The 20057-nt window shown below is 66.5% G+C and carries 20 protein-coding genes; 8 read left to right on the top strand and 12 right to left on the bottom strand.

Annotated features, from left to right (window positions below; translation table 11 throughout):
- The coding region (locus tag ACYVDK_RS10735; RefSeq protein ID WP_460521514.1) for a transposase at nt 1–346 on the top strand (346 nt) is incomplete at its 5' end.
- A gap of 1156 nt (nt 347–1502) precedes the next feature.
- Nucleotides 1503–2159, top strand: a complete 657-nt coding sequence (locus ACYVDK_RS10730) for a fasciclin domain-containing protein (protein ID WP_460521512.1) — start codon at nt 1503–1505, stop codon at nt 2157–2159.
- A gap of 164 nt (nt 2160–2323) precedes the next feature.
- Here the strand turns inward: ACYVDK_RS10730 and pdxT are convergent, their stop codons facing one another.
- A complete protein-coding gene (gene pdxT / locus ACYVDK_RS10725) occupies nt 2324–2920 on the bottom strand; it encodes a pyridoxal 5'-phosphate synthase glutaminase subunit PdxT (protein WP_460521510.1) in 597 nt (198 codons plus the stop codon).
- Complete coding sequence (pdxS, locus tag ACYVDK_RS10720; RefSeq protein ID WP_460521508.1) at nt 2910–3818, bottom strand: pyridoxal 5'-phosphate synthase subunit PdxS; 909 nt, start codon at nt 3816–3818, stop codon at nt 2910–2912. Before pdxS ends, pdxT begins: the two co-directional genes overlap by 11 nt.
- Nucleotides 3819–4027: 209 nt before the next feature.
- Between pdxS and ACYVDK_RS10715 the strand changes: the two genes are divergently transcribed.
- Together ACYVDK_RS10715 and ACYVDK_RS10710 are read left to right on the top strand one after the other, a co-directional pair.
- A complete protein-coding gene (locus tag ACYVDK_RS10715; protein WP_460521506.1) occupies nt 4028–4402 on the top strand; it encodes an ArsR/SmtB family transcription factor in 375 nt (124 codons plus the stop codon).
- Complete coding sequence (locus ACYVDK_RS10710; protein ID WP_460521504.1) at nt 4399–5535, top strand: cation diffusion facilitator family transporter; 1137 nt, start codon at nt 4399–4401, stop codon at nt 5533–5535. The genes ACYVDK_RS10715 and ACYVDK_RS10710 overlap by 4 nt, the downstream gene beginning before the upstream one ends.
- 184 nt (nt 5536–5719) lie before the next feature.
- Here the strand turns inward: ACYVDK_RS10710 and ACYVDK_RS10705 are convergent, their stop codons facing one another.
- Both ACYVDK_RS10705 and ACYVDK_RS10700 read right to left on the bottom strand, forming a co-directional pair.
- Nucleotides 5720–6301 (bottom strand): carboxymuconolactone decarboxylase family protein, encoded by a 582-nt coding sequence (locus ACYVDK_RS10705; RefSeq protein WP_460521502.1) that lies wholly within the window; start codon nt 6299–6301, stop codon nt 5720–5722.
- On the bottom strand, nt 6288–6623 hold the full coding sequence (locus ACYVDK_RS10700; RefSeq protein WP_460521500.1) for a hypothetical protein: 336 nt from the start codon (nt 6621–6623) through the stop codon (nt 6288–6290). Before ACYVDK_RS10700 ends, ACYVDK_RS10705 begins: the two co-directional genes overlap by 14 nt.
- A 165-nt stretch (nt 6624–6788) precedes the next feature.
- Between ACYVDK_RS10700 and ACYVDK_RS10695 the strand changes: the two genes are divergently transcribed.
- The 4 genes from ACYVDK_RS10695 to ACYVDK_RS10680 all read left to right on the top strand — a co-directional run bounded on the left by ACYVDK_RS10695 (nt 6789) and on the right by ACYVDK_RS10680 (nt 11176).
- The gene (locus ACYVDK_RS10695) at nt 6789–7652 is read left to right on the top strand and encodes an ArsR/SmtB family transcription factor (RefSeq protein WP_460521498.1); all 864 of its coding nucleotides are present in this window, start codon (nt 6789–6791) and stop codon (nt 7650–7652) included.
- A gap of 359 nt (nt 7653–8011) precedes the next feature.
- The gene (locus ACYVDK_RS10690) at nt 8012–9127 is read left to right on the top strand and encodes a polyamine ABC transporter substrate-binding protein (protein ID WP_460521496.1); all 1116 of its coding nucleotides are present in this window, start codon (nt 8012–8014) and stop codon (nt 9125–9127) included.
- A gap of 211 nt (nt 9128–9338) precedes the next feature.
- The gene (locus ACYVDK_RS10685) at nt 9339–10277 is read left to right on the top strand and encodes an ABC transporter permease (RefSeq protein WP_460521494.1); all 939 of its coding nucleotides are present in this window, start codon (nt 9339–9341) and stop codon (nt 10275–10277) included.
- Complete coding sequence (locus tag ACYVDK_RS10680) at nt 10274–11176, top strand: ABC transporter permease (protein ID WP_460521492.1); 903 nt, start codon at nt 10274–10276, stop codon at nt 11174–11176. Before ACYVDK_RS10685 ends, ACYVDK_RS10680 begins: the two co-directional genes overlap by 4 nt.
- Nucleotides 11177–11255: 79 nt before the next feature.
- On the opposite strand, the gene ACYVDK_RS10675 is transcribed toward ACYVDK_RS10680, so the two are convergent.
- From ACYVDK_RS10675 to ACYVDK_RS10640, 8 genes are all read right to left on the bottom strand, one after another.
- Entirely contained in the window at nt 11256–12134 is an 879-nt protein-coding gene (locus ACYVDK_RS10675; RefSeq protein ID WP_460521490.1) for an SMP-30/gluconolactonase/LRE family protein, read from the bottom strand.
- Between the two features lie 80 nt (nt 12135–12214).
- Nucleotides 12215–13156, bottom strand: coding sequence for an aldose epimerase family protein (locus ACYVDK_RS10670; RefSeq protein ID WP_460521488.1), 942 nt, complete (start codon nt 13154–13156; stop codon nt 12215–12217).
- Nucleotides 13153–14445, bottom strand: a complete 1293-nt coding sequence (locus ACYVDK_RS10665) for an ROK family transcriptional regulator (protein WP_460521486.1) — start codon at nt 14443–14445, stop codon at nt 13153–13155. Before ACYVDK_RS10665 ends, ACYVDK_RS10670 begins: the two co-directional genes overlap by 4 nt.
- Nucleotides 14442–15692: an enolase-like domain-containing protein gene (locus ACYVDK_RS10660; RefSeq protein WP_460521484.1), complete on the bottom strand. Its 1251-nt coding sequence runs from the start codon at nt 15690–15692 to the stop codon at nt 14442–14444. Before ACYVDK_RS10660 ends, ACYVDK_RS10665 begins: the two co-directional genes overlap by 4 nt.
- A gap of 45 nt (nt 15693–15737) precedes the next feature.
- The gene (locus tag ACYVDK_RS10655; RefSeq protein ID WP_460521482.1) at nt 15738–16625 is read right to left on the bottom strand and encodes an NAD-dependent epimerase/dehydratase family protein; all 888 of its coding nucleotides are present in this window, start codon (nt 16623–16625) and stop codon (nt 15738–15740) included.
- A complete protein-coding gene (locus ACYVDK_RS10650) occupies nt 16622–17599 on the bottom strand; it encodes a carbohydrate ABC transporter permease (protein ID WP_460521480.1) in 978 nt (325 codons plus the stop codon). The genes ACYVDK_RS10655 and ACYVDK_RS10650 overlap by 4 nt, the downstream gene beginning before the upstream one ends.
- Nucleotides 17596–18534, bottom strand: coding sequence for a carbohydrate ABC transporter permease (locus tag ACYVDK_RS10645; RefSeq protein WP_460521478.1), 939 nt, complete (start codon nt 18532–18534; stop codon nt 17596–17598). The genes ACYVDK_RS10650 and ACYVDK_RS10645 overlap by 4 nt, the downstream gene beginning before the upstream one ends.
- Nucleotides 18535–18594: 60 nt before the next feature.
- Nucleotides 18595–19974, bottom strand: coding sequence for a type 2 periplasmic-binding domain-containing protein (locus tag ACYVDK_RS10640; RefSeq protein WP_460521476.1), 1380 nt, complete (start codon nt 19972–19974; stop codon nt 18595–18597).
- Between the last annotated feature and the right edge of the window lie 83 nt (nt 19975–20057).

Raw genomic sequence — 20057 nt, 5'->3', positions numbered from 1 at the left:
AGGCGTCGGACCCGTCACAGCAGCCGTGTTCCTGACCGCGTACTCCCATCCCGGCCGCGTCCGCGACGAAGCCGCATTCGCCGCTCTCGCCGGCGCCTCACCGATACCGGCATCCAGCGGGAACACCACCCGCTACCGGCTGAACCGCAACGGAGACCGACAACTGAACAGTGCGCTCGACGTCGTCGCCCGCGTCCGCCTCTCCAACGACCCCGACACCCGCGCCTACAAGCAACGACGCCTCGCCGAAGGCAAAACCGCACGCGAGATCCGCCGAATCCTCAAGCGCTACATCGCACGACAGATCTACCGAACCCTCGCCACAAACATCACCATCACGCCTTGACAACAGCCATAGAAGGGTCTCCGGGCCCTGGATTCTGTTACGTCGGTACGTGAAGGTTCGCGTTGGCAGTGTAAGGGCCGGGGCAAGTGGACGTGCCGTCGTTCTTCCAGCTCAACGCGACGACATCATTGGCCAGAATGTCGCCGGAGCTATCAAACGCTGCGACTCGCCCATGAGCCGGGCGCGATGAGCCGCTCGGCACCGTCCACACGTTGCCCTGATGGGCGATCGGGATCGGTGCAGGCGTTGATCCCTCGACCTTGATGGATAACCGGTGTGGAGTACAGGCGACGCCAACACAGAACCCGACGTCGCGGACCAGCGTGAGACTGCCGGTGACGTGCACGCGAACAGACGATGAGATCCCAACGGCTGAGCAAGCCGTCGGCTGTGTCGACGAGCACGCCGACAAGGCCACGACCACGACTGTTGCACCAATCGCAGCCAACATCGCCCGAGACCACATAGGGCTAGTATCCGGCCGATCGACCCGACCGACGCCGTCGGTAGGGCCCTCGCAACGCAGCAAACTGCCAACAGCACGCAAGAGGGTCCCTCAACGCGCTGCGATCCACAGCCACCGATCGCGCACGTCAGCGCAGCTCCTCGATGCACGTAAGACCCGCACGGTGAAAATGCACGCATGGGTACGGTAAACGCCCTGTCGGCCTGGAACTTAGCTGAACATGCGCTTGGCTTTTTCGATGAGAGATTCCGAGCTACTTGGCGGATCTGCCAAGTGTCCGCAATTTGTCGTGGAATCCGCCATCGTCGCTCAGAACCTACAGTCAGGTTCACTGTCGGTGTGGTGTCTTTGGTCTCCGTCGGAGGCGGCGGCCTGATGCCGGGGTGGGCATCCACGAGCAGTGTGCGGATCATCCGTTCGGTGGCGGCGTAGTCGCCCTCGCCGAATTGCACGTTGCGCACGACGCCCTTCGCGTCGACCAGATAGTCCGCCGGCCAGTATCGGTTGCGGTAGTTGGTCCAGGTGGACAGGTCGTTGTCGATCGCCACTGGATACGTGATGCCGAGCTGACGCGCCCCGGCTTCGGCGCGGTGTGCGTCAAGCTGCTCCAAACCGTTCGACCGGTGGCTCCGAAGTCAGTTGTGGAGGCTGCAATCGCGCCTCGAACACAGCACTCGAAGGAGACTGACGATGTTCAACAGAAAGCGCACCACCGTCGCGGCGGCAGCCGTTGCCACACTCACCGTTCTCGCCCTGGCCGGCTGTTCCGGCAACGGAACCAGCACGAGCAAGAGCTCCTCGATGAAGACGAACAAGCCCAGTGCATCCGCCGCCGCTGATCCTGCGGCCGGTCTCGTGGGCCCCGGATGCGCCGCTTACGCCAAGCAGGTGCCGACCGGTGCGGGTTCGATCAAAGGCATGTCGCAGGACCCGGTCGCGGTGGCGGCCTCTAACAACCCGATGCTGACCACACTGGTCAAGGCGGTCTCCGGCAAGCTGAACCCTGCCGTCAACCTCGTCGATACCATCGACGGCGGCCAGTTCACCGTGTTCGCGCCCGTCGACTCGGCGTTCGCCAAGCTGCCGGCATCGACACTGGCCACGCTCGGCACCCCCGCAGGGGCGAGCACGCTGAAGACGGTGCTCACCTACCACGTGATCGCAGGACAGCTCGCGCCTGACGCCATCGACGGCACGCACAAGACGGTCGAAGGTCAGGACGTCACGATCACCGGCAGCGGTGACAACATGAAGGTCAACGACGCGAACGTCATCTGCGGCGGTGTGCACACCGCGAACGCGACCGTGTACCTCCTCGACTCGGTGCTGATGCCTCCGGCCCAGTGACCGGCACATCGTCAGTCTGAGAACGTCGACGGCTGTACGCACGAGGCCGACGCCGAACGCTCCGGCGTCGGCCTCGTGCGTGACGGCTCTCGCATTCGCAGGTCGTTGTCAAGCAACTCCCCGCGCAACAGCGACCTGCGCGCGGGAGCCTCGCGCGGAGGGCCTCAGGACTCCGCCACCAGCTGCAGGAAGCGTCGGTGGAACCGGTGCTCCCCGTTGATCTCGGGGTGGAACGATGTGGCCAACAGACCTTCCTGCTCGACCGCGACCACCCGGCCGTCGGCGAGCGCCGCGAGCGCGGTGACGCCGTCAGACATCCGCTCGACTGCCGGGGCACGGATGAACACGGCATGCACCGCGGGATCGCCGAGCTGTGCGATCGACAGATCGGTCTCGAACGAGTCGTTCTGATTGCCGAACGCGTTTCGCCGAACGGTCACGTGGAGGCCGCCGATCGTCCGCTGCCCCTCAGCCGCGTCGACCAGCTCGTCAGCGAGCATGATCAGGCCGGCGCACGTACCGTAGACCGGCATCCCCGCCGCGATCCGATCGCGAATCGGCTGGGCGAGACCGAACGACCGGCTGAGCTTGTCCATGACGGTCGACTCGCCGCCCGGGATGACGAGGCCGCCAACCTGTTCCAACTCGGCCGCCCGTCGCACCGGCACTGCCTCGGCCCCGAGCTCACGCAGCACATGCAGATGCTCGCGAAAGTCACCCTGGAGTGCGAGAACGCCGACCGGGCGCCCGCTACCAGCCACGCTCAGCGAGACGGTGCGGCGCAGGAACGTCGGAAACGTTGATGCCGACCATCGCCTGACCGAGCCCCCTGGACGCCTTCGCGATCTCGTCCGGGTCGTCGTAGTACGTGGTCGCCTTGACGATCGCCGCCGCACGCTTGGCGGGATCCCCTGACTTGAAGATGCCCGAACCGACGAACACGCCGTCGGCGCCCAGCTGCATCATCATCGCCGCATCGGCGGGGGTGGCGACACCGCCGGCGGTGAAGAGCACGACAGGCAGCTTACCGGTCGCCGCCACCTCGGCAACGAGGTCGTACGGCGCCTGCAGTTCCTTCGCAGCGACGTAGAGCTCGTCCTTCGACTTCGACTTCAGCGCACTGATCTGAGAGGTGATGGCACGGATGTGCTTGGTCGCCTCCGAGACATCCCCCGTTCCGGCCTCGCCTTTCGACCGGATCATCGCCGCCCCCTCGGTGATGCGCCGCAGTGCCTCACCCAGGTTCGTCGCACCGCACACGAACGGTACCGTGAACGGCCACTTGTCGATGTGGTTGACGTAGTCGGCCGGCGACAGCACCTCGGACTCGTCGATGTAGTCGACACCGAGCGCCTGCAGCACCTGGGCCTCCACGAAGTGCCCGATGCGCGCCTTCGCCATGACCGGAATGGAGACCGCCTCGATGATCCCGTCGATCAGATCGGGGTCGCTCATGCGTGCGACCCCGCCCTGGGCGCGAATGTCGGCAGGCACCCGCTCGAGCGCCATCACGGCGACCGCGCCCGCGTCTTCGGCGATCTTCGCCTGCTCGGCAGTGACGACATCCATGATCACACCGCCCTTCAGCATCTCCGCGAGTCCGCGCTTGACGCGGCTCGTTCCGAGTTCGGTGGTCGTAGTCTCGATCGTGTCAGTCATGATCCTCGGGGTTTTCGGACGGATGCCGCCGGTCGGCAGGCAAGAAGCTGTTGCGAAACTCGACATCAACGGTAGTGGCGGCAGCAGAAAAGATGCAGTGAGCCGGCCTGTACGCCGTGCCCGCAGCACGGGCCGAGCACGCAGCACGGGCTGAGTGCGCAGCACGGGCCGGGCGCGTCGCATCCGCTCGCTTAAGTTAGCATCTGCGTATGGATGCGGATAAGCCGATATGCGGTCGTGAGGTCGACAGCCAGTTCGTGGAACTCGCGGTCGAGGTGTTCTCTATGCTCGCTGACGCCACTCGGGTACGGATCATCCTCGCGCTGCGGGACGTCGAGGAGCTCTCGGTGAACCATCTGGCCGACATCGTGGACAAACCGCCGTCGGCCGTCTCGCAGCACCTCGCGAAGCTGCGTCTGGCTCGCATCGTCGCGACGCGTCAAGACGGACAGCGCGTGTTCTACCGATTGGAGAACGAGCACGCGAGGCAGCTCGTGTCCGACGCGATCTTCCAGGCCGAGCACTCGCTGGGAGGGGCGCCGCGCCACCACCACGCGCAGGCGGAGGCGGAGTCGCCGCAGTGAGCCAGCCGCACACGCACCGGCCCGACGAGCACGGGCATCCTCATGCACACGACGACGGGCATGCCGACGGGCACGCCCATGGGCACGCGCATGCCCCCGACCACGACCACCACCACGCACATCCCGGCGACCACGACCACCCGCGTCCCGGCGACCACGGGCACGACCACGAACACTCGCACTCGCACTCGCACCCGCATGGCGGCGTGAAGGGATTCCTCTACGACCTCTTCGTTCCGCACACGCACGACGCTGCGGACTCCGTCGACGACGCCCTCGAGGCGAGCAAGGCCGGCGTGACCGCGGTCAAGGTCTCGATGTTCATCCTTCTGGGCACGACGCTTCTGCAGTTCGGGTTCGTGCTCTTCACCGGCTCGGTGGCGCTGCTGGCCGACACGATCCACAACTTCGCGGATGCCCTCACCGCCGTTCCGCTGTGGATCGCGTTCGTGCTCAGCCGTCGCGTCGCCACTCGCCGTTACACCTACGGTTACGGCCGCGCCGAAGACCTCGCCGGCCTGTTCATCGTCTTCGTCGTCGCGCTCTCCGCGGTCGTCGCGGGCTGGGAGGCGATCGACCGCTTCGTGCATCCGCAGCCGGTGCAGAACGCCTGGTGGCTGATCGTCGCCGGCCTGATCGGGTTCGCAGGGAACGAGCTCGTCGCCGTCTACCGCATCCGGGTCGGACGCACAATCGGCTCAGCGGCGTTGATGGCAGATGGCGTGCACGCGAGGCTCGACGGCATCACCTCGCTGTCGGTCGTGCTGGGGGCGATCGGTGTGCTTCTCGGCTTCCCGCTCGCCGACCCGGTCATCGGTCTGCTGATCGCGATCTCGATCCTGGCACTGCTCTGGGGCACCGTGAAGTCGATCGGTGCACGCCTGATGGATGCCGTCGACCCGCACCTGCTCGAACGGGTCGAGCACGCATTGGGGCACACGACCGGAGTCACGGGCATCCAGAGCATGAAGCTGCGCTGGAGCGGGCACCGCCTCATCGGCTCGGCCGTGGTGATGACCGATGCCACGAGCCTGCACGACGCGACGCACGTCGCCGAGCACGCGTCGGCACACGTTCGCCGCGAACTGCACAACCTCGACGATTTCGTCGTCACCCCGGTGCCCTCCGACTGACCTCCGGGTGCCGCGGCTACTGCCGGGCCGACCGCTCAGGCCTGACGGGTCGGGCCCCACCGCGCAGGCCCCACCGCTCAGGCACGACCGTTCAGGCCCCACCGCGCAGGCCCCACCGCTCAGGCACGACCGCTCGGGCCTGACTGCCCAGGCGCGACCGCTCACGCCGCCCAGGCGCGACCGCTCAGGAGTAGCCGCGCTTGAGGAGCATGCCTGCTGCCTTCTCGAACTCTTCCGGGCTCGGCACCTGGAAGGCGAGCGCGTTCGCGTACCGGGTGATCACGTTGAAGATGCTCGCCACCGCCGAGGCGTCTCGGAGATCGTCGAGTGAGACTCCGGCTTCGAGTGCCGTTCGGGCGTCGGCGGCCGTGAGCTCGTCCGGACTGCGCGTGAGAACTTCGATGAAGGCCAGCGCCGCTTTCAGCCGATCCGAGATGGGGGCGGTGCGGTAATCGTTCAGCACGGCGTCGACGACGGCGCGATCGATGCCGCGCACGGCGATCGCACCGTGTGCGCCCACGCAGAACGGGCACGCATTCCACGACGCGACGGCAGCGGCCATGAGCTCGCGCTCGTACACGCTCCATCCGCTCTCCGCACGCATCGCCCTCTGCGTCCACCCACCCAGAACGGGGCCGGCGAAGTCGCGGTGATAGAACGCCACTCGCGCAGCATCAGGCAGACGGATGCCCGTCAGCCGCGAGATCATCGCGATCAGTGCTCGATGCCGCAGGGTGTCGCCGCGATCGACCTCAGTCAGACGCATCAGACGCTTCCTCGATCACGGCCTCTGCGGCATTCCAGCGGTGCAGCCCTGTTCCGATCGCGGCGGTCAGGATCAGCTCGAACGCTTTCCCCTCGGTGCCGGCGGCGCGCAGCACGGCGGCCACCTGGGCATCCGTCACCCGCGCCGAGTCTCGGGCGATCTGCCCGACCAGCTCGTCGTACGGCTCCGGAACAGCAGCACCGCCTGCAGCACGTTCGAGCACGGCCGACCGCAGCGCGCGATCGGTGTCACCGCTGTCGGCGACGCGGTCGGACAGGGCTCGCGCATGCTCGATGTGCGAATCCGGGCCATCCCTTCCCATGGCGGCGACTCTACGCGTCGCCGACGAGACAACTCACAGCCGCTGAAGTCTGACGAGGGTATCGACGTCTCGCGAGCGGCGTTGGCCCATCGCTTGACATGCAGCCATCCAGCTGCCTATTCTCTATATGCAGCCGATCGACTGCATTTTTGAGAGAATGGCGCGATGCAAGACGACGTGTTCAAGGCGCTGGCCGATCCGAGCCGCAGGAGGCTGCTCGACAGCCTCGACGACCGCTCCGGTCAGACGCTCGGCGAACTCTGCGCAGGCCTCGACATGGCCCGCCAGTCCGTGAGCAAGCATCTGGACATCCTGGAACAGGCGAACCTCATCACGACGGTGCGCCGAGGCCGCCAGAAGCTCCACTACCTGAACGCCGACCCCATCAACGCCATCTCCGAACGCTGGATCCGCAAGTACGACCGGGACCGCATCAATGCGGTCTCCGATCTCAAGTCCGCATTGGAGAGCAGCATCATGACCACCACAACTCAGGCAGCGGGCGGCAGGCGCCTGGCCTCGCCGGCGAGCGCGACCGCACAGACGGAGTTCGTCTACACCACCTACATCGAGGCTCCCCAGGAGCTCGTCTGGAGGGCGCTCATCGACCCGGCCTTCACGCGCAGGTACTGGGGCATGGAGTTCGAGACGGACTGGGCGCCTGGCTCGCCACTCGCCATCTCGCACCCGAACCGCAACGTGCGCGTCGCCGAGCCGGAGATGGTCGTGAAGGAGTACGACCCGCATAACCGCCTGTCGTACAGCTGGCAGACCTACACCCCCGAGTTCATGCAGGCGATCGGCTTCGACGACGAGTTCCGCGCGAAGGCCGCCGGTGAGCCCAACTCGACCGTGACCTACGAGCTCTCCCGGCAGGGAGACCTCACGAAGCTCGTGATCATGCAAACCGGATTCGAGCCGGGCAGCGTCATCCTCGGCGACATCTCGGGCGGATGGCCTCTGGTCGCGTCGTGGCTGAAGACGTTCCTGGAGTCGGGGCGGTACGAGGAGGTCGAGGCGCAGGGCTGAGCGCCGGACTCCGCACGATCGGCCGCAGTTCACACGATCGGCCGCAACGGATCGGCGCAGTGCACCGGCGCATCGTGCGTTCTCCGGCCCGTCGTGCGTTCTCCGGCGCAGCGTGCGTTCTCCGGCGCAGCGTGCGTTCTCCGGCGCATCGTGCGTTCTCCGGCCCATCGTGCGTTCTCCGGCGCAGCGCGCGGGCCGCCCATCGTGGCACCGCACCGCGACGTTACGCCGGGTGAACGTTCGCGGCTTGCGCCCCGCGTGCGGCCGTTACCTTTGAAGGTTGAGGCACCCCATCACCGTCGAGTGCGCGGCGCCGGCGATCCCGGTCGCGGCGCGCTCCCACAGCAAAGGAACTTCTCATGAGCAGTTCTGCGCATCCCGTCAGTCGTCGCGCAGTCCTGGGCGCCGCAGCGCTCGCGCCCGTCGCAGCATTCCTCGCGGCGTGCTCGTCGCCGGAATCGGGGTCGTCGGGCACCGCGTCTGCGAAGCTCACGAGCCAGCTGAACATCTACACCTGGCCCGACTACTTCTCTCAGGACGACCTGGCCGCCTACGCGAAGAAGTACGGGGTGACGCCGAAGATCTCCACGTACACCGACAACAACACGCTGTACACGAAGCTGAACTCGGCCGCCGGCGCCGGCTACGACGTCGTGGTGCCCTCGTCGAGCTGGATCAAGCAGATCTCCGACAAGGGCCTGCTCGAGGAACTGGACCACAGTCGACTCAACCTGAAGAACCTCGACCAGACACTGCTGAACCGCAACTACGATCCTGGCAACAAATACTCGATCCCCAAGGACTGGGGTCTTCTCGGGGTCGTCTACGATCCGGATGCCACGGGCGGCGAGATCAAGACCTGGCAGGACTTCTTCGACGCCGGTGCGAAGCCGAACGTGAGCGGGCGCATCCGCATGACGAGTGCCGCCGAGGAGACGGTCGGACCGGCCCTGTGGATCCAGGGCAAGGACTGGAACACGAAGAAGCTCAGCGACATCGAGGGCACGGCGGACCTTCTCACCGGATTCGCCAAACACCTGAAGACGTTCTCCGCCTTCGACGCCAACGCCATGGCCAGCGGCGCCATCGTGATGGCTCAGGCCAACCAGGCGTACGCGCGCAACGCCATCCTGCTCAATCCGAAGCTGAAGTGGGTCGTGCCGGGGCCGACGAGCGAGCTCTGGGTGGACAGCTTCTCGATCGCGAAGGGTGCGCCCGATGCGGAGCGCGCCTATCAGTTCCTCGAGTATCAGCTGACGCCGACCGTGCAGCTCAACGAAACGGTCTATCTCGGTTACCCGGCGTCGCTCAAGGGACTCAAGGGCAAGATGCCGTCGAACGTGAAACAATCCGACCTCATCTTCGGCGGGCCGAACGTCGACTTCGACAAGCTCTCGAGCTTCATAGTGAACCCCGAAACGTACCCGACGTTCCAAGACATCCAGAACAAGGTGCAGGCCGCCGCCGGGGCGTGAGTCACCGTCCGCCGGAGCGTGAATCCCGTCCACCGGTCCGAACGGAGCCTCCGTGGCTCCCTTCAACATGACATCCGATCCAGTACATGCCAGATCGGCATGTTCTCGGCGGGAGAGCGTTTACCGTCATGTCGGCGCATCACCCGGGCGTGAACGCACGGCCGGGTGATGCGGGCGTGAACGCACGGCCGGGGGATGGGAGGATGACGCCGTGAGACGCAACACCGGCGACCACGTGCTGGCGGCCATCCCGCTCGCCTGGCTCGCCGTGCTGTTCCTGGTGCCGCTCGGCTTCACGCTTGTCTACTCGTTCGGCACCAGCGGATTCGGCTCCGTCACGCTCGGCTTCTCGCTCGACAACTACGCTCAGGCGCTCGGCCCCCTCTATCTGCAGACCTTCCTGCGCACGCTGGCATTCGCCGTCGGCTCCAGCGTCGCGTGCCTCGTGTTCGCGTACCCGATCGCGTACGCCATCGCGCGGCGCAGCGGCCGATTCAAGATCGTGGCTTTCGCGCTCATCCTCGTGCCGTACCTGGCGAGCCTGCTCATCCGTGTGATGTCATGGCAGATCCTGCTCGCGCAGGGCGGCCCGCTGGAACGGATGCTCCGAGCCACCGGCCTGCTCCACTCGCCTCTCACGATCCTCGACTCGATTCCCGCCGTCGTGATCGGAACGATCGCGGTCTACCTCCCCATCGCGGTCATCGCGCTTGCCGTCGTGCTCGATCGCATCCCGCCCGAGGTCGTCGAGGCCGGCCACGACCTCGGCGCGTCGCCGTCCGCGGTGTTCTTCACGGTCATCCTTCCGCTCAGCCGCCCCGGAATCGCCACGGCGGCACTGCTCACGGCTGTGCCGATGCTCGGAGAGCTGGTGATCCCCGTGCTGCTCGGCGGCAACAAGGGCCTGCTCATGGCGCAGGCGATCTCGGCGCAGTACGTGCAGTCGCAGAACTACGCGCTCGGTTCCGCGATGGTCGTGCTGCTGGTGGTCGCGATCGCGGTGATCGTCGCGCTGCTGGTGCGGCTCACGCGCGGCTTCGACGCTACGGGCGACGCGCCCGACCGCACAGAGCACCCTCCGGCCCGTCGACGGGCTCAGGACGGCGCCCTCCCCGCTCGCTCAGGATCCGGTAAGCGAGCCGAAGGATGACCGCACCCACCCAGCTGCGCGCGCCCGGCCGCTCTCCTGAGCGAGCAACGCGAGCCGAGCGGCATCCACCGGTCGGCTCCCGTGGCCCGCGGGTGGCTGTCGGAGTCGCTCTGTGGCTCTGGTTCGGCGTTGCGGTCGTGTTCCTGTTCTCGCCGATCGTCACGGCCATCGTGTACTCGTTCAACGTGGGCGTCGCCGGCAAGCAGACCTCCGCGTTCACCGGTTTCTCGTGGGACTGGTACGCGCAGGCCGTCGGCGATCCGACCATCCGGCAGGCGACGCAGACCAGCCTCGTGGTGGCGTTCTGGGCCGCGGTCATCGCAATGCTGATCGGCACGATCCTGGGCTTCGAGCTCGCACGCAACCCGAATCGCACCGTGCGGCGCCTGCTCGCGGCGCTCACGTACATCCTGCTGATCGTGCCCGACACCGTGCTCGGCGTCTCGCTGCTTCTCTTCTACACCGAGACCCGCATTCCGCTCAGCGAGTTCACGCTGATCGCGGCGCTCACACCGCCGAGCATCTCGGTGGTGGCGTTCGTGATCCGCGCACGGGTGCTCACGCTCGATCCCGGGATCGAGGATGCCGCCTCCGACCTCGGTGCATCGCGCCTTGCGACCCTGCGCCTCGTCGTGCTGCCGCAACTCGGGCCCGCGATCGCGGCGGCCGCCATCATCGCGTACACGTTCGCGTTCGACAACGTGGTGATCGCGAACTTCTTGTCGACCCCGACGGTCAACGTGCTCACGGTGTACCTGTACGGAACGCTGCAATACGGTGCAACGCCCGCGGTCTACGCGACCGCGACGCTCATCTTCGCGGCCACGATCGTGGTGCTGGCTTTGGCCGCCCTGCTGCTGCGCACGACCGTGCGCTTCCGGGTGCGCAGCGACGAGTGAGGCCCGCGCAACGTTCACAACTCCGGAAGAACCGCACGCTTGCGCCGCCGACCCCCACGATTCCGCGAAAGGTGCCGCCTCAGCCGGCGAAGGCGGGCAGGATGCGCCCGCGCACGCCGGGCGACACCGCGAAGACGGAGCCGGCGAACGGCTCCTCACCGTCGGCGATGCCCTCACGCGAGGTGGTGATATAGAGCACGTCGAGGTCGGGTCCGCCGAACGCGACCGCCGACGTGTTGCTGACGCCGGGAACGGCGATCACATCGGCCAGGTGCCCGTCCGGGTCGTAGTGGTGCACCTTGCCGCCGCCCCACAACGCCGCCCACAGCCCGCCATCGGCGTCGATGGTCAGCCCGTCCGGATGCCCCTGCGACGGATCTATCTCCACGAGATGCCGGCGGTTCGAGAACCCGCCCGTCTCGCCGTCGTAGTCGAACGCGTCGATGCACTGGGTCGGGGTGTCGTTGTAAAACGCCGTGCCGCCGTCCGCGCTCCACTGCAGCCCGTTCGATACTGTCGCATCGCCGAACGCGACACTCGTCGCGCCGTCTGGTTCCAGCCGGAACAGCGTGCCGGCACCCGTTCGTTCGTCGTACGCCATCGTGCCGCAGTAGAAGCGACCCTGCGGATCGCAGCCGCCATCGTTCATGCGGATGCCGGCATCCGTCACCACGTCGGGCAACTGCCGCTCCAGCACGAAGTCGGCATCGAACAGGCTGAAGCCGTGCTCCGTCGCCACCACGAACCCGCCTGCCGACCGCGGGCGAAGCGCCGCGGCTACCGTACCGACGCGATGCCGAGGCACGGCATCCGAGTCCAGCCGACCCCGACTCGGGTCGCCGAGGTCGAGCACCACGCCGCGAAGCATGTCCACGATGAGCAGCCGCCCGCGCACCGCATCCCAGATCGGCCCCTCCCCGTGATACGTGATGCATTCCGTGACCTGCTCGGCGTCCATGTCAGCACGCTACCTCCGGGGCACGAGTCACCGAAGGGCCTGCGGCAGCTCGCAACCGCGGCAGCCCTGACCCTCGGTGGCTACCTCACCATGCGCTCTCGCCCCGTGCTCTCACGCACCGGGGTGTGGCCCGCCTGGTTTTCCCGTACCCCCACGGTGAGCTCGATCACCCCGTCAACGGCCCCGCGCCCTTGCACCACGACCGGGCCGAGCCCGTCCTCGTCCGGCCAGTAGTCGCGCGATGCCGGCTCCAGCGCGATCGCCGAATTGGTCCGCCACCAGGGAAAGCCGTCGGTCGCGTGATGCTCCTGCCAGACGTGCAGGTACGGCATGAGCCGGGCGTCCCAGCGCAGGCGGGCGAAGGCCCCGGAGTCGGGATCGGTGACCGTCGCCTCTCCGCGATCGCCGATCCGCAGTGAGCGGAATCCGGAAACACCCTCTTCGCTCTGCGGGAACACCAGATCCAGTCGGCCCTCAGGCGTGGTCACGGCCGTCCTCGGACCTACCACGGCCGGCCCGAGCGCGGGATGCTCCGTCCAGGTGAAGTCGATCGGCTCGGGCGAGAAGTTCTCCACGCGTTGCTCGACGCGCACAGTCGATCCATCGACGCTCACGCACCGGGTGATCCTCAGCGGCGCGGTGCGCAGCACCACCTCGTGTGCACAAACAGCGTCATCGCGCATCACCAGGCGCCACGTGCGCCAAGACGCTTCGCCGTGGAACGGATGCTCTATCCCGGCGACCCAGCGCTGGTCGCCGGCATGGGGGACGAGGGTGTGCCACCCTCCCTGGTAGCGACCATGCCACTCGGCGCTCGTGCCGGCGGACAGCGCTATCGGGTCCCAGTGCTCGTTTGCCCAAGGCGTGCGGAGCAGGAATTCGGTGCCGGTGCGGCGGTCGACGATCGACGAGATGCGCGCGCCCAGGGTCTCGACCGTGACGTCGAGCTCAGTCGAGCCGATCGAGACCTTGCTCGGTGCAGGAGCATCCGCCGACGCATATGCGGGGGCGGTTCGTTTCATAGCGTCATCGACCTCGTCTTGCTGCCCATTCGCGGAGCGAAATTGTCGTGGAAAATCGACGACGCCGCGCCGATCGCGCCGGCCTCGCCCTGCAGAACGGACCGCTCGACAAGCACCTTTCGCGCGGAGTGCGCGGTCGGAACCGTGTTCACCTCGCGAGAGATGACCGACACCACGAGATCGCGCAATTCCGGTTCGAACGCGGGACCGCCGATCACCATGAGCGGTAGATCGAGCAGATCGATCAGAGCCGTGGCACCTTGTGCGATGACGGATGCGATCTGCTCGGCTGCCGCGACCGCATGGGCCTCTCCGCGCCCCACCTCTGCACACATCTCCGGATAGGTCGATGCCGTACCCGAGTACCCGAGCTCGCGAGCAATCTCCGGCAGCGCAGCTGTGGGATTGCATTCCCTCACCAGCAGTGGCCTGCCGACCGAATCGACGCGACCGACACGGATGGCGCAGAGCTGACCGAACTCCCCGGCGTTCGAACTCACGCCGCGGTACACGTCGCCGTTGAGTACGAGTCCGGAACCGATACCGGTTCCGAAGTAGAGAAAGACGAAGTCCCCCGAGCGCGTGGTCCGCCCGACCCAGCGCTCACCGACGGCGGCGGCCTCGCCATCCTTCTGCACGATCACCGGGCAGTCCAACCGATTCTGGAGCAAGTCCCGCAACGGCACGTTGCGCCACGAGCGCGAGAGCGGCAGCTCAAGCAGCGAACCCTCTGTCGTGATGGGCCCCGGCGTCGCAACCCCGACCCCGAGCAGGGACTCGCGGTCGATCTCCGAAGTCGACACCAGTTCGTCGATGCGGTCCGAGATCAATTCGACGAGACTGTCCGGCGAGACATCCGCGTCGAGTGTGGCGACGAGCCGCTCCACGACGCTGCCGTCGAGGTTCGAAAGCACGAGTGTCAGTGACGTGGGATCGACGAGCACGCCGACGGCATGGGCGGCCTCGGCGCGCAGCTTGATGGTCGTACGAGGCTTGCCGACCTGCTCCGTGCGAACCTGCTCGCCCTCGACGACGAGACCGCGCTCGATCAGCAGGCGCAGAATGCGGGACACCGATTGCTGCGTCAGCCCCGTGCGCTCCGCCACTTCCGTACGGCTGATGACGCCTGCCTGCCTGATGGTCTCGATGATAGTCGCCTCGTTGAAGGAGCCGAGGTCGTACTGGTTCGCACCGCCCTGCGCGCGTCGATCCGCACCCCTCGAGCGCACGCTACGCGCTTGGGGTCGCGTGGTCTGAATCAGCGAGGGTTCTTCGCCCACCCGTGTCATGGAGCCTCCAGAGCGCCGTCCGATCGACGCACGCCCGCCGCCCATGCATCGTGCCCCGAGAGACCGGCCGGATACCGCGCCGCCGCGCTCTCGTCGATGTCGATACCCCACCCCGGCGCATCGTTGGGCGTCAGCCAACCGTTCTCGATTCGAAGCGTACCGGGGAAGACCTCGTGCGTTGCGTCGTTGTAAACGTGGCCTTCCTGGATGCCGAATGCCGGTGACACCACATCGAGGGTTACGTTGGCCGCCGCGCCGATCGGCGACGTGTCGCCCGGCCCGTGCCACGCGGTGCGCACGCCGTTGATCTCGGCGAGGTCAGCGAGCTTGCGGCCAGCGCTGAGCCCGCCGATGTCGGAGACGTGGCTGCGGATGAGGTCGACGCCCTTGCCCTGGATGAGCCGCGCGGCGTCCTGGAACGACGTGGTGAGCTCGCCGACGGCGATCGACACGGGACTTGCGGCGCGCACCTCGGGCAGCCGGTCCCAGTGCTCGGGCGGCAGGACGTCTTCGAGGAAGAACAGCCGGTACGGCTCAAGGGCGCGCGCCAGCCAGACGGCATCCTTCGGCGTGAGCCGCGAGTGCACATCGTGCAGCAGCTCGATGTTGTCGGGCAGCCGGTCGCGAGCCGCCTCGAAGAGGGCGGGCGTGCGGCGCAGGTAGTCACGAGCGCTCCAGCCGTTCCGGTAGGGAGCATCCGGATACTCGGTGGGAATCGCCGGCGCTCCGTATCCGCCGCCGCCCGGCGTCGACATCTGCAACCGCACGTACCGTTGCCCGCGATCGATCAGACGCTCGGCGGACTCGAGCGCCTCTTCGATCGTCCGACCGTCTGCATGCAGGTACGTGTCGGCCGCCGCCCGCACCTTGCCGCCGAGCAGCTCATGCACGGGCATGCCGGCGCGCTTGCCTGCGATGTCCCACAGCGCCTGATCCACACCGGAGATAGCGTTGTTCGTGACCGGGCCGCCGCGCCAGTATCCGGTGAATCCGATGAGGCGGGTCAGGTCGCCGATGTCGCCGGGATACCGCCCGATGAGCAGCCGGGCGACGTGGTCGTCGATGAACGAGCGGACGGCCATCCAGCGCTGCGTGAAGGTGGCGCAGCCCAGGCCGTACAGGCCCGGTTCGTTCGTGTCGATGCGAACCACCACGAGCGCGGTGCCCTCCGGGGCCGTGACGATCGCGCGGACGGACACGATACGCAGATCGGTGCGCGGGCGCCAGGGGTTGTCGAAGGTGTTCATCGTGTCTTTCTTTGTCGTCTCTGTTCTGGCGTCGGTTCGTGTCGGTCAGCGGATGCCCGCCGGCAGCTCCCGCGTCTCCAGCTCGAGCGTGTGCTCTGCCCGGAACCCGATCACCCGTTCCGCGTCGGTGAGGTCCATCGGCACCTCACGCTCCGTGAAGCGTCGCCGGCGCGGCACATCCGGCGCAAGCGCATCGAGCACGTCCTCGGTGCGGTAGGGGATGCTCGTGGTCCGCGCCGCGAGGTAGAACGCGTTCGCCCCGCGGGCATCCGTCGACAGTCCGAACTCGATCGCACGCGCGGCGTCCCGCACATCGAGGTACGCCCACGCCTCGGGCAGCCCCGGACGCGGATCCCGCGTCAGGGCGGCGGATTGCGCCGCGATCGCCGCCATCGTGTTCACGTGCGGAAAGCGCAGTGTCACGATGTCGACGCCCCAGCGCCGCCACACCATACGCGACGTGTTCTCATCGTTCAGCTTGGAGAGCGAGTACCAGTCCGAGACGTCGGCGGGGATGTCGGTGTCGACCGGGAAATACGCAGGGCAGGCGTCCGGGTCGACGCCCTGGGGCAGGCCGTAGCGGTTGATGCTGCCGGCGACCACCGCCCGACGGATGCCGCGCTGTGCCGCCTGCGCGAGCACGTTGAACGTGGAGACCACGTTCGTCGTGTACACGTCGTACGGTGTGCCGGCGTCCCTGTGCGCAAGCGCCGCGAGGTGCACCACGAGATCGACGTCGGCGAGCGACTCCCCGACATCCCGCTCCGACCGCGTGTCGCCGCGCACCACGCGGTCGGCACCGTCGACGTCTTGCCCCGGCTGGCACAGCGCCGTGACACGGGCGCCGTGTTCGGCCAGATGCTTCGTGGTGACACTGCCGATGCGCCCGGCCGCGCCCGTGACGAGCACACGTCTGCCCTCGATCGTCGTCATCCCTTGAGGCCTCCCGCCGCGCTGACCCCGCGCAGGAACTGCTTCTGAAACACGATGAAGAGCACCACGGGAAAGACGATCGTCAGGAACACCGCTGCCATCTGCACCGCGAAGGGCAGCGTCGATCCGTTGCCGAAGGCGCCGAGCGTCACCGACACCGGCTGCAGGTTGGGATTCGTCAGAACGAGCATCGGCCACAGGTAGTCCTTCCACGAGGCGATGATCGTCAGCAGCGTCACGACACCCAGGATCGGGCGGGAGAGCGGGAGGACCACCGTCGTGAAGACGCGGATCGCGCTAGCACCGTCGATGCGCGCCGCTTCGATGAGTTCGCGCGGGATCGAGTCGAAGAACCGCTTCAAGACGACCACGTTGAACGCGCTCGCACCCGCAGGCAGCCAGACCCCCCAGAAGGTGTTGAGCAGGCTGATGTTGAGCACGGGCATGCTGAGGATCGTCAGGTACAGCGGCACCAGGCTGATCACACCGGGCAGAAACAGGGTGGCGAGGATCGCTCCGGAGAGGATCGGGCTCCACTTCGGGCGCAGCACGCTGAGCAGGTAAGCGGCAGTCGCGCTGACGAACAGCGTGGCGATCGTGCAGCCCACCGCGACGATCACGGTGTTGCCCAGCGATGAACCGATCTGCGCGCCGTTCCACGCCTGGGCTAGATTGCCCCACTTCAGCGGCGACGTCCAGATGCCCATCGGATCGCTGATGATGGTCTGACTGTCCGAGACGGATGCCCGCGCTGACCACGCGATCGGCCCAAGCCCCGCGATCAGCAGGCCGATGAACATCACGATCTGCAGGATCCACATGCTGACGATCACGACCGGCCGCTTGCGATCGGCGGCGGAGATGGCGCCCCGCTCCTTCGTCTCACGCTGCCGGCGACGCTTGCGCGGGACAGTTGATTCGATCGCTTCGAGCTCTGTGGGAGCGATGACGATGCTCTGGCCTGCTGCACTCATGACGGACTCCAACGCTTGGTGACGAAGTGATAGGCGATGGAGAGCACGCACAGGAACAGCGCGAGGATCACGCTGAGCGCCGTTGCCGCGCCGTAGTCGCCGTTGACGAACGCGTAGTTGTAGATCTTGAGCATGATCGTCTGCGTGGCGTTGTTCGGACCACCGCCCGTGAACAGATACGGCTCCGTGAAGAGCTGGAACGTTCCGATCAGCTGTAGCAGCATCATGATGAAGATGATGTTGCGCAGTTGCGGGATGGTCACGTGCCATAGCCGCGACCAGATTCCGGCTCCGTCGATCTCTGCCGCCTCGTAGAGTTCAGGACCGATGCCGCCGATCGCCGCGATGTAGATGATGGCCGTCGCTCCCGCACCCGCCCACGTGGTGTAGAGCACCAGGGACGGCATGGCCATGGCCTCGGAGTTGAGCCACGGATACGGGCCGAGGCCGAACCATCCGAGCACGCTGTTGAAGATGCCGGCACCGGACGGGTCGTAGAAGAACTTCCAGAGCAGGATGCCCGCCACCGGTGGCACGACCGCCGGCAGGTACGCCAGCAGGTTGTACATCCATCCGTAGCGCCGGAGTTCGTTGACGAAAACGGCGATCAGGATCGGCACAGGGAATCCGAACACAAGGCCGAGCAGGGCGTAGTACGCGGTGTTGAGCGCGGCCTGAGGAAGCCCCGGATCCGTCAGCACGTACGTGAAGTTGTTCAATCCGACCCAGATGGCGGGACCGACGAGATTGGTCTTCTCCAAGCTCATCACGAGACCGCGAATGACCGGTCCCCAGCTGAAGTAGAGGAAGATCAGCACCACCGGGATGGCGAACAGCACGGCGGTGAGCCCGCCCGATCGGTACCAGGTGATGGGATTGTGATGTCGGCGACGGGAGGCGATGCGCGCGTCGCTCACTTCGATTGTTCTCGACATGATGATGTCCACACGTCAGGCGAGCGGGTCCGAATGGCCGAACCCGCCCACCCTCGGCACTCAGCGCTGCTGCGCCAGAGTCCGGTCGATGGTCTGGCCGGCGGTCGACACCAGTTGCTTGATGTCGGCGTTCTTGTCGGTCAGCACCTTCTGCACCACCGGGTCGAGGGTCGCGTAGGTGTCCTGCGCATCCGCTGGCTCCGGAATGAGCGGCAGGGTCGAGGCTGTGTAACCCTTGAACTGGTCGAGCGGCACGTTGATCTGGTCCTTGATCCAGCCCATGTAGCGCTGGTACACCGAGTTCTTGACGGCCGGAACGCCGGGCGTTCCGACGGCGGAGTTGTCTGCTGCCGACGCCTTGGCGTTCTGGATGGCGAGGTTCTTGTCGAAGTACTGCTGGAAGTTCATGTACTTGACCCACTTGGCCGCAGCGAGCAGCTGGTTCGGCGTCGCCTTCGCGTTGAACATCGCGATCGTGCCACCGGTCAGCGTGCCGTTCGTGCCCTTGCCCTGCGGCAGCGCACCCTCGCCGAAGTCGGCGGGGTTCATGCCGTAGAGATGCGTAGCCTGGTCGTAGATGTCCGGGGCCTGCAGCACCATGCCGATCTTGCCTGCGGAGAATGCCTTGCGGATGTCGTCCTGGTTGTAGAGGAACTGGCTGCCCATCGAGTCGTCGGTCCAGCGCATGTCGTGCAGTCGCTGCAGCGCCTCTTCGGTTGCGGAGCCCATGTCGGACTTCTTGCCGACCTTGTCCGTGACGCTGCCACCCAGGCTGTACGTCATGGTGGTGAGTATCCATCCGCCCGTGTTGTTCGTCGTCAACTGCGCGTAGCCGGCGACGTTCGGCACCTTGTCGTGGATCGTCTTGGCGTACTGCTGCACCTCATCCCACGTTGTCGGCGGCTTGTTCGGGTCGAGGTCCGCCTCCTGGAAGATCTTGCGGTTGTAGGCGATGCCGACCGAGAACAGGCCGTACGGCACGGTGTACACGTCGCCCTTGGAATCCTGAACGTTCTTCAGGGCGAGAGGGTTCAGGTCGTCGAGCAGGCCGATCTGCTTGAGGTACGGGGTCATGTTCGGCAGCTGACCGTTGGCGATGAGCTGCTTGCTGTAGGTGAGTGACACGTTCATGGTGTCCGGAAGTGTGCCACCGGCGAGCTTGGCCTGGAAGGTCTGCGCCTGCCAGTACTCCGTCGACGGCTTGACCGTGATGTTCGGGTTCATCTTCTCGAAGTCCTTCACGTGCTCCAAGAAGGTGGCGCGGTCGGCCTTCTTGTCGGCCGTGGGCTCGTCCCCGACGGTGATGGTGACCTTCGCCTTCGGATCGGCCTTGCTCTGATCGGAGCTGGTTGCGGTTCCGGTTCCGCTGCAGCCGGCGAGGGCCGCAAGCGTGCTGATGGTCGCGAGCATCGTCGCAACCTTGAGTACGCGCTTCTTCATTGAAACTCCCGTTGTTGAGTGATTGTGCATGGATGCACTCGGAGCCGGACTATCGCTGCCACCGGCGTGGTGGTAAATATAAA

The sequence above is a fragment of the Humibacter antri genome (genome assembly GCF_054777235.1).
The sequence above is the reverse complement of the archived record's forward strand: the minus strand, read 5'-3'. Positions and strand labels throughout refer to the sequence as shown.